The organism is Clostridium sp. UBA1056, assembly GCA_002316385.1.
Lineage (GTDB): Bacteria > Bacillota > Clostridia > Clostridiales > Clostridiaceae > Clostridium_J.
On the sequence record DCDL01000019.1, the window covers coordinates 1 to 9,463 of the forward strand.

Here is a 9,463-nt window from a genome sequence, read left to right on the forward strand (position 1 = left end):
CTAAGGGTTCTGTTGACGCAGTATAACGCAAAATAGACGAGCATTCTGACTTATTTATTTTTTGAAGATGCCTTACCCTAAAATGCTACCTAATGCTATTGAATAAAGCTTTGATTTAGCACTATCTGCTCTAGAAACTAATACTATAGGACATTTTGCACCAACAATTACTCCTGCACTTTCAGCTCCTGCAAAGTAAGTCATAGACTTACCTAAGAAATTTCCAGCTTCAATATTAGGTACAAGAAGTATATCTGCCTCACCTGCTACCTCACTTACAATTCCTTTATGAAGAGCGGCTTCCTTAGATATAGCATTATCAAGTCCTAGAGGTCCATCTATAATACAACCTTTAATTTGTCCTCTTTTATTCATTGTTGAAAGAGCTGCAGCATCTAAAGTTGCTTGCATAGATGGATTAACCACTTCTACAGCACAAATTGGTGCTACCTTTGGCATGTCTATTTCTAGTGCTTTTGCAACTGTTACTGCATTTTTTATTATTCCAATTTTATCTTTTAGCTCTGGATAAGTTACCATTCCTCCATCTGTAAGAAGTAATAGCTTCTCATAAGATTTAACATCATATATCATTACATGAGATAATAAGTTATTTGTTCTTAAATTTGCTTCTTTATTAAGTACAGCCTTTAATAAATCCGAAGTCCCTAATAACCCCTTCATGACATAGTTAGCTTCACCGTTTGTTACCAATTCTACAGCCTTTGCTGCAGCCTTAATTATGTCACATTCATTAATTATTCTTACTCTTGATAAATCTATATTAGCCTCTTTTGCTATACTCTTAATTTCCTCTTCATTTCCAACCAATATAGCGTTTATAATATTCATATCTACTGCTTTTATTACAGCTTCTAGAACTACTCCATCTTGTGCTACTGCTACTGCCATGGTTTTCTTTTCTTTTCTCTTTGCTAATTCTAGTAATTCTTCTAAACTTTTAACCATACCATCACCCCTTATGTATAGGTTTACTTAAATAATCATAAATTAAAAACTTTTATAATATTTTATATTTTCTTACTTTTAAGTATAATCTGTAATCTTTCCCTAGTCAATTTTAGTTGCTAAAGTGTGTTAGTGGTTACTTATTTATAATTGACCCATATTTTTTATAGAACTCCTTTATCTGAGAAGATTTTTACTATATTTAGCAAGTAACAACTTATAGTTTTAGTTTCTCATAATTAATAAATGCTAGTTTATTTCCATATTAAATGTTGAAATATAATAAAAATTTAAGGTCATAATAATTGTGTAACAAATTATTATATATTTAAATTAAATATATAATTTGGTTTACCGTAAAAGCTACCCATATTTGAAAGGAGAATTGAAATGGATAATAATAACTTAAATCATGCTAAAAAACAAAATGCACAATCAAGAGCAAACAACAAAATGAATACTACTTTTACAAATGATGCAACTTCAGCATCTAGTATAAGTGGCATATCAGATTCAACTAACTTTAGTAATTCAAGTGATGAGAGTTATCTACAAGAAGTACGAAGACAAAATGCCCTATCCAGAGCTACAGATCCAACCTACCAAGAAATGTATAGCATGTTTGGTATGGGTGAAAAGAAAAATAAGTAAATCTCACTATAAGCGTTCCAAACTAATTTTACCTTAATTATTTAATGCCGTAAAAGAAACTAGCCAAAGTAGAGTTTCTTTTACGGCATCTTTAATTGATTTTCACCTATTCAAATTTCTCTTACAGAAGATATAGGTAACAAAAGAGCCTATATCATCTTTAGTCTCAATGAACTTAACTAAATTAAATGATTTATTTATTTCTTCAAAATCAGTTGATTTAATCAAATCCTCTTTTCTAATTTTCGAGTCAAACTTATGTTTATCTCCAAAACCACAGATGAATAAAATACCATCATCAGTTATATGATTTTTTATATTAGCAAGTTGCTCTTTGTTTAGCCTATAATGATTAATTACAATATTATCGAACCTACCTAAATCTTTTAATGAATCAGTTTTACTTAAATCAACTTCTTGTGTGCTCACATTTGAAATCCCTATGCTAATTAAAGTTTACATATAAAATTCTATGGTTAGTTATAAATCCTGATTTTTCTAAAGTTTTCTTAGATGCTATATTTTCCACATCACAACATGCCATAGGAATTAAATTTTTCCCATAACAGTGTTCTTTTAATTGAGTGATAATATAAGCTCCAATGCCTTTCCTCCTATATACTTCAACTACATGCATTCCTATATCTCCATATTTTCTTCCGTGTGTTTTAATTATTCTAAATTCACCTATCCCAAGTAAATTGTCACCATCATATAATACAAATAGCTGATCATTTCCTATTAAATCTTCATAATACCCTTCAAATGCAGAATCACATTTGTTTTTTATAGAGTCTATATCACCCTTTTTAGCTAATCTGAAAGATACGTCTCTAAAATTATCTAATTCATATTTTACCTTTTTATTATCAATAAAAAGATAAGAATCTATAGATATACTTTTCTGATAGTCAAGACATAAAGCCATAAATTCTGATTCTTTAGTTGAAACTGCAGCTTTTTCTACCATATCACTTGTAATAACATATTTGAAAATCTCTTGTGCATGTATAAAATATTTTTTGGAAACATAAAACTGTATTAATGTTTTACGTGAATCCACACAAAAGTGACCTGCTATTTTATCATTATACATAATCTCATAGCATTCTGAACTACTAATCTTTACATTTTGCCAATAACCATCTATCGGAATTGTTAAAGTCTCAATATAGTCATTTTGTAATTTACTTTTCACTTCTGCTGATACTATTTTTTTTATTTCAATCATCATCTTACCTCCCTCTATAATCTTTAATTTACCTTTACTAATACATAATTAAATCACACTATTTAGATAGTGGATTGCTATATTCTCATTAAATTCAAAATCCAATATTAATTATATATAAAGTAACATACTTGTGATTTAAAACAAATCTTTAATCCATATTATAACATATTTAAAAATACCTTACTATTCATTTATTCAAGAATAATATTTACTAGCTGCTTATTAATATATATAAATAGACTGTAATGTAATACACAATTGTAAAATTATCAAATAGAAAGGACTGAAATAATATGAAGTTTATAGACTTATTATATACCTTGTTATCAGTTATTTTATCAACTATTATATTCATCATAGTATTAAATCCATTAAATGAAGGTATGTTAAAATTATTTGTACCTTTACATAAATTAGTAAGCAAAGTAAAGAAAAAAAGTTATTTAGAAGTATTATATTTGTTATTAGTCTTCTTCTATGTGTTGCAATTAAAGACTTTTTGAATTTGGAATAGTTATAGGATTTTTCAGTGGTTTAGCTGATGTTATTTTTGGTACAGGCATGGGAACAAAAAAGAATCTGAATGTATAATACTCTTGTAGTGTACTTCTTAATTATTTTGAAAACAATTATTGGCTTGTCATAAGTAGACAAGCCAATTTTATACGCATTAATCCTCAATATTATCTAACATAGACATAAATTATATTATTTATTTGCAAAACAAAATACCGCATATCCATTTCTGAACTGCCCCCTGTCAAGTAGACAGTGGAAATAATAAAAATTTACTTAAGCGGCTAAAGCCCGATATTCCATTGGGCTAAGGCCGTTTAATCTTTTTTGCAATCTCTTAGTATTATAGAAATTAATATATTCATCTATCGCATTGGACAAGTCATCATCTGAATAATACGGTATTATAAAAGTTATTTAAGTTTATTATTATTGTATTCTATATGTTTCTTACAAGTTTATGTAACAGGAAGTCTACTCTTGATAATTGGTATACTCCCTCATTATCCATAATAAATGCTATTTTCCCATTAAGAATTAATATTCACTTTAGATAATATTCCTTTGTCCATTGAGAATACTTCATCACATAAAGCGTTAATATCTTCCTTGTTATGACTTGCAATAATTATTAGTTTTCCCTCTTCTTTTAATGACAACAATAATTTTCTAATATCCTCCACGCCACTATTATCTAGTCCATTCATTGGTTCATCCAGAATAAGTATTTCTGGATCTTCCATTATAGCCTGCCCAATACCTAATCTTTGTTTCATTCCTAAAGAAAATTTCCCTACCCACTTTTTACTATTAGGATCTAAACCTACCCTATTTAATGTATTAATAATTTGCTCTTTTCCAATTTTATTCTTTATCATTGCAAGAATTTGCAAGTTTTTGAAAGCGCTATAATTAGGTAAAAAGCCTGGATTTTCGATTATAATTCCTGCACTCTCAGGAACATCTACATCTTTTCCAATTGTCTTATTATTAATTTTAATATAACCCTCTGTTGGAATAACAAATCCACATAAACACTTTAATAACATAGACTTACCTGAACCATTTCTTCCTATTATTCCATAAATTTTTCCTTTTTCAAAACTTATAGAAATATTATCCAAAACCTTTATGTCTTTAAATGATTTACTTAAAGAACTAACTTCAATCATACTCATATCAATTAACCACCTTTTATTATTTTAAATTACATATTTCTATAGGCTTCTTTTTACTAAAAATAACCGTCAAACTTATTAAAATAGAAATTGCTATAATAAGTACACTAAAAACATATGCAAGAGAAGGCATAGTAGCAGTTTTATCAATACCTATCTTATCTAAGGATGCCCATGAAACAGGTGAAAACCATAATAGCTTATAATTATAATTAGTTAAAGTATCAAAAAGAACTAAGACTATCCCTGTTAATATACCTAAAATTTGGGAATTTGTAAAACTATTTATTACATAGATTAAAATTCCAATAAGTGTTGCCACCAGACTAGATAAAATATATGTAATAAGCATAGCTTGTAATGGAGTGTAAAAATTTATCACTTTGCCAGCAATCCACACTTTATAGCTAATAATATCTCCTACATTAGTAAGTCCTAACGTTCCTATAACCTTTCCCCAATCTAAATTAAATTCCATATATCTCACATTAAAGATAATAGTTACAGCAATTATAAATAAAAAATATAAAAATGAAGCTAAAAATATATAAGAAATTTGACCAATATTCCAAGATTTTCTTCCTGACCTAATCATCACATATTGTTGTGAACTGTCAATAAACGGTGCATCACAAAACAATAAAATAACACCCATAAAAATAATTCTTTTTATATATTTTTGAGTAAAAAGAAATGGAAACATCCAAGGAGATACTTTATAATTTACAGCATAGGCAAATTTAATAATCTCATTAGTATAATCAAATACAAAAATTGAAATTAATATGAAAAGTACCCAGATTCGATAATTAGAGTACCATTTTCTTATGTTTTCATTACATATATGCATGGATTGCTTATATAAGTTCATTTCCAACTCTCCTTTCTACATTTTTTATAAATAACTTGGATATAACTATTGTTAAAGATATAAAAAATATAGCTGTATAAATTATAGTTATAGTAGCATTTTGATTAAGCACATTATATCCTTCTGCCAAGCAACGAAAATTAAAGAACGGTGGTAAAAACTCTCCAATTTCCCCCAATATGTAGTAACTTATAAAAGGTGCTGCAATAGCTACAAAATTATTTGGTATATAAGATGATATATAAAGCCCCACTGTTGACCAAAATGCCGTTGACAAACTGAATAAAAATGATTTTATAATAAAATATAAGATAGGAGTGTTACCCATTAATATATATCCATAAGGTTTATTCAAAGCAATTTCAGAATTTAAACTAGTTGGAAGTAAAGGCATTATTAAACTTAATACTAATAACAAAAGCATTAACCCAAAAAAAACCGCAAAAAATGTTACTATAATATTAATAATTACTTTAGCTTTTGCATAAGCTTTTATTCCATCTCTGATAATAATATCTTGAATAAAATTATTATTTAAATCACTACAAAATGTTGAAATATATGACATTGGAGCTAAGAGTATAATCATATTTTTAAAAGCACCTAACCCAAATAACATACTAAAAATAGAAGTTATATTGCAAGATGAAAGATTTTTTACTAAATCCTCATAACAACTCATACAACAGAAAATAGTTATAAGTGGAATTGTTATCCAAAACAATGGCGATGTAATTGCTCTATATAGTTCTGTTTTTAAAATTCTGTTTTTCATTCTAATTCCCCCTAAAACATCATTTCATTTCCTTACCTGTAATTGCATCAACTATGATAGCTCCTGTTTCTGTTTTCACCTTTTTACTATTACTATTTCCATCATTTATGGTGTGCTGTGATTCGGTTAAAAATACCCATGCTGGTGTTAATATGAATTCTCCTAATTCTCTATTTTTTATTCTTGGAATATATTCTAAATTTATGTTAGTAACTTTAATTGGAGATGTAAGAATTATATTTTTGTATTTATCTTTTACAACTTCTAAAGCTTTTGAATATTCAATACAGGATAAATTTTCAGTATCTAAAGAAACTGAATCATACATTGAGAATGCCTCAAACTTTACAATGCCATTTTTATTTACCACTGCCTTTACTACACTTTCCCTTAAATGAGAATTGTCTGATGAAAGAATTAAATCTCTAGAATATATAGGAATATTATTTAGACTTGATTTAAAAATAATTAAATAAGCTTCATCCTCTTCTGTCCAATTTCTTTTACCTGTTCCTGGCTTTAATTCCTCCCATTCTGCATACTCTTCATCTGTCATATAATTATTTTCTGCCTCTTTTAAAGAAGTTACATCCAATGAATATACTATAGGTTCATTATTTAAAGGTAAATTTAACTCTTTAGCAACTTGTCTAACTTTATCAATGCTCTCTTCTTTATTTAAAGATGTTAATGTATCCTTAGGGAATTTACGTTTCATCTCATTAAATAAATGCTTATCTGATTCATACATTAAATGAGAATAACTAATATCCCGTACATGAAAACTTAAATAATTTTCACCAATGCTTAACCATTTATTATTTTTAGTGGTTATACCAATAGTTTTATCGTTACCTGTACCATATTCATCTCTTGTATCAATAATATCATCCTTAATGAATATATTACATATTTGCTCCTCATCATATTGTTTATATTTTACATTGAATACATTATAATTTTCTGCATCAAGAACCTTTGTTTCAGCATCTATGATTAAATCTTCATCTAGCTGTTCTGATATATGGCTAGGGAAATTTTTCAACTCAGTCTTACTCATCTTATTTTCATTAATATTATCTGATGAGCATCCAGTTAGTATTAATGACAATGCTATTACACTTAGTAAAATCTTATTTTTCATATTTATTTCTCCTTATATAAGAATCCAAATCAATTACTTAACTTAATTTTAGTTATTTTTAATATATTATGGATACTCAAATCTGCAAGGCTGTGTATAATGATCATACTAGTCTCAGATTAATCTATATTTGATTACCTAATACATCCCACTAAATCATAATAAAAAGCATGTATATGGTAATATATAGATGAAAAAAACAATATATATTAGCAATTTACATAGCACTTTTCACGTTGAATTAACGCTAGTATAAATAGCTATTTATAAACTTGTATTAATTTTTAACAAAAATACCAACTCAAAATTTTTATCACTTCTAAACCAATATGTAAATGTATAATGTTTATGTATTTTTTATAAATCTAATTAAACAAAATTTAACATAATACGCATAAGAATTCAAACCAAGCAATAGGTTTGAATTCTTATATTCTTTATTATATCTTATGGGCAAAATGTTCCAGAAACATTAACTGTATGTCTATCAGTATCTGCAAGTAATTTATAGTATTCACCTGGTAGATTTAAAAGCCAATCATACTTGAAAGCTCTTTTTCCTAAAGAGTATACTTCATTCCAAGAACTAACTCTATCTCCATCTTCTTTAGCCATACTATAAAAAAATGTACCTGCATCATTGTAATTCAGATTACCACCCGTAGTGTTAACATACCAATAGGTGTCAAGATCATCTTTCCAACCAACATCAGAATACACCCTTCCCTCATCTCGATCTAGGTAAGCGGTAATATTAAAAGGTGTATTTCCCGCAAGTGCAACAGTTCCAATACTTGATAAAATAATTGCTCCACATAAAATACCCGTAATTTTCTTTTTAAACATTAATAACCCCTTCTTTCTTTTCTAATTCATTGTTTATATTTCATATAATAACAAAATATTCATAATTTGCAAACACAAGATTGGTATTTTTTATATATTTTTGAAAATAATCTATTTTTTTATATACTAAATGCAGATTAGTGTCTATATTTATGTAATTTTTATAAATCTAATTAAACAAAATTTAGCATAATACGCATAAGAATTCAAACCAAGTAATAGGTTTAAATTCTTATATTTTTTATTATATCTTATGGGCAAAATTTTCCGGAAACATTAACTGTATGTCTATCAGTATCTGCAAGTAATTTATAGTAGCTACCTGATTTATTCTCACCATTATTATAGGCGAAACTTCTGCCTCCTAAAGAATATACTTCATTCCAAGCACTAACTCTATTTCCATCTTCTTTAGCCATACTATAAAAAAATGTACCTGCATCATTGTAATTCAGATTACCAACCATAGTGTTGACATACCAATTTTCATCTGAATCATCTTTCTGACTTTCAGTAGAATATACCCTTCCCTCATTTACAACTAATTCAGCGGTAAATTTAAAATATTTATTTCCCGCAAGTGCAACAGTTCCAATACTTGATAAAATAATTGCTCCACATAAAATCCCCGTTATTTTCTTTTTAAACATTAATAACCCCTTCTTTCTTTTTGAATTTACTGTTTACCTTTCATATAATAGCAAAATATTAATAATTTGTAAATGCAATATGGGCTTTTATATGTTTTTTATACAAAATTATTTATTTTTTACATTTAAAATACAAATTAGTGTCTATATTTATGTAAATTTAAATTTTCGCTAAGAAAAGGATGAGAATTAAATTACTTTAATTTAATTTTAATATATATTATTCTTAGCCTAATAATTTCTTAAATATATTGGGCATCATCATGTGATTTATACAATTAATTTAATTAAATGTAAAATATATACACTGAAACCACAATAATATCTTTGGAAAATAATTGTATTTATTTTAATTAAAAATTATTAGCTAATAATCATTGCGCTTCTGCATATTTTTATATTTTTATGTTCTTAGTAACTTAGCCAATTGTTAGTAATGATTTTGAGTTTCCTAGCTAAAATATAATTTTAAAGTAATATAATGCAGTTAATATACGCAGACATAAATAAAAAACGGTAAATGTAAATTACAATCATTTATATAGATATATTAAGCGTGAAATACATCTATATAAAAAAATAATCCCTTATTGTAAAATAATTCATGTATTTTACAATAAGGGATTATT

General features: G+C 26.9%; 10 protein-coding genes and 1 pseudogene. 1 reads left to right on the forward strand and 10 read right to left on the reverse strand.

The genetic code is table 11. From position 1 onward, the window contains the following. Nucleotides 1-72: 72 nt before the first annotated feature. Nucleotides 73-969, reverse strand: a complete 897-nt coding sequence (locus tag B3W71_RS05640; RefSeq protein WP_346887968.1) for a phosphate butyryltransferase — start codon at nucleotides 967-969, stop codon at nucleotides 73-75. Between the two features lie 390 nt (nucleotides 970-1,359). On the opposite strand from B3W71_RS05640, the gene B3W71_RS05645 reads away from it, so the two are divergent. Beyond that, nucleotides 1,360-1,620: a hypothetical protein gene (locus tag B3W71_RS05645; protein ID WP_346887969.1), complete on the forward strand. Its 261-nt coding sequence runs from the start codon at nucleotides 1,360-1,362 to the stop codon at nucleotides 1,618-1,620. 102 nt (nucleotides 1,621-1,722) lie between these two features. Here B3W71_RS05645 and B3W71_RS05650 read toward each other — a convergent pair whose 3' ends face one another. The 9 genes and pseudogenes from B3W71_RS05650 to B3W71_RS05690 all read right to left on the reverse strand — a co-directional run bounded on the left by B3W71_RS05650 (nucleotide 1,723) and on the right by B3W71_RS05690 (nucleotide 8,834). After that, nucleotides 1,723-2,049, reverse strand: coding sequence for a hypothetical protein (locus tag B3W71_RS05650; RefSeq protein WP_346887970.1), 327 nt, complete (start codon nucleotides 2,047-2,049; stop codon nucleotides 1,723-1,725). 16 nt (nucleotides 2,050-2,065) lie between these two features. Then, nucleotides 2,066-2,851: a GNAT family N-acetyltransferase gene (locus B3W71_RS05655; protein ID WP_346887971.1), complete on the reverse strand. Its 786-nt coding sequence runs from the start codon at nucleotides 2,849-2,851 to the stop codon at nucleotides 2,066-2,068. A 795-nt stretch (nucleotides 2,852-3,646) separates the two neighbouring features. After that, nucleotides 3,647-3,751 (reverse strand): annotated as a pseudogene (locus tag B3W71_RS05660) (IS3 family transposase); the annotation flags it as partial. 149 nt (nucleotides 3,752-3,900) lie between these two features. Next, the gene (locus B3W71_RS05665; RefSeq protein ID WP_346887972.1) at nucleotides 3,901-4,548 is read right to left on the reverse strand and encodes an ABC transporter ATP-binding protein; all 648 of its coding nucleotides are present in this window, start codon (nucleotides 4,546-4,548) and stop codon (nucleotides 3,901-3,903) included. A 19-nt stretch (nucleotides 4,549-4,567) separates the two neighbouring features. Continuing rightward, complete coding sequence (locus B3W71_RS05670; protein ID WP_346887973.1) at nucleotides 4,568-5,419, reverse strand: hypothetical protein; 852 nt, start codon at nucleotides 5,417-5,419, stop codon at nucleotides 4,568-4,570. Continuing rightward, nucleotides 5,406-6,194 (reverse strand): hypothetical protein, encoded by a 789-nt coding sequence (locus B3W71_RS05675; protein WP_346887974.1) that lies wholly within the window; start codon nucleotides 6,192-6,194, stop codon nucleotides 5,406-5,408. Before B3W71_RS05675 ends, B3W71_RS05670 begins: the two co-directional genes overlap by 14 nt. Before the next feature lie 19 nt (nucleotides 6,195-6,213). After that, the gene (locus tag B3W71_RS05680) at nucleotides 6,214-7,338 is read right to left on the reverse strand and encodes a hypothetical protein (RefSeq protein WP_346887975.1); all 1,125 of its coding nucleotides are present in this window, start codon (nucleotides 7,336-7,338) and stop codon (nucleotides 6,214-6,216) included. A 447-nt stretch (nucleotides 7,339-7,785) separates the two neighbouring features. Next, nucleotides 7,786-8,184, reverse strand: a complete 399-nt coding sequence (locus B3W71_RS05685; protein WP_346887976.1) for a hypothetical protein — start codon at nucleotides 8,182-8,184, stop codon at nucleotides 7,786-7,788. Nucleotides 8,185-8,435: 251 nt separating this feature from the next. After that, nucleotides 8,436-8,834, reverse strand: a complete 399-nt coding sequence (locus B3W71_RS05690) for a hypothetical protein (RefSeq protein ID WP_346887977.1) — start codon at nucleotides 8,832-8,834, stop codon at nucleotides 8,436-8,438. Nucleotides 8,835-9,463: the final 629 nt, after the last annotated feature.

Coding starts and splice junctions, on each gene's coding strand:
- B3W71_RS05670 (WP_346887973.1), bottom strand. CDS start 5,419: ATGAACTTATATAAGCAATCCATGCATATATGTAATGAAAACATAAGA.
- B3W71_RS05665 (WP_346887972.1), bottom strand. CDS start 4,548: ATGAGTATGATTGAAGTTAGTTCTTTAAGTAAATCATTTAAAGACATA.
- B3W71_RS05645 (WP_346887969.1), top strand. CDS start 1,360: ATGGATAATAATAACTTAAATCATGCTAAAAAACAAAATGCACAATCA.
- B3W71_RS05655 (WP_346887971.1), bottom strand. CDS start 2,851: ATGATTGAAATAAAAAAAATAGTATCAGCAGAAGTGAAAAGTAAATTA.
- B3W71_RS05690 (WP_346887977.1), bottom strand. CDS start 8,834: ATGTTTAAAAAGAAAATAACGGGGATTTTATGTGGAGCAATTATTTTA.
- B3W71_RS05640 (WP_346887968.1), bottom strand. CDS start 969: ATGGTTAAAAGTTTAGAAGAATTACTAGAATTAGCAAAGAGAAAAGAA.
- B3W71_RS05685 (WP_346887976.1), bottom strand. CDS start 8,184: ATGTTTAAAAAGAAAATTACGGGTATTTTATGTGGAGCAATTATTTTA.
- B3W71_RS05680 (WP_346887975.1), bottom strand. CDS start 7,338: ATGAAAAATAAGATTTTACTAAGTGTAATAGCATTGTCATTAATACTA.
- B3W71_RS05675 (WP_346887974.1), bottom strand. CDS start 6,194: ATGAAAAACAGAATTTTAAAAACAGAACTATATAGAGCAATTACATCG.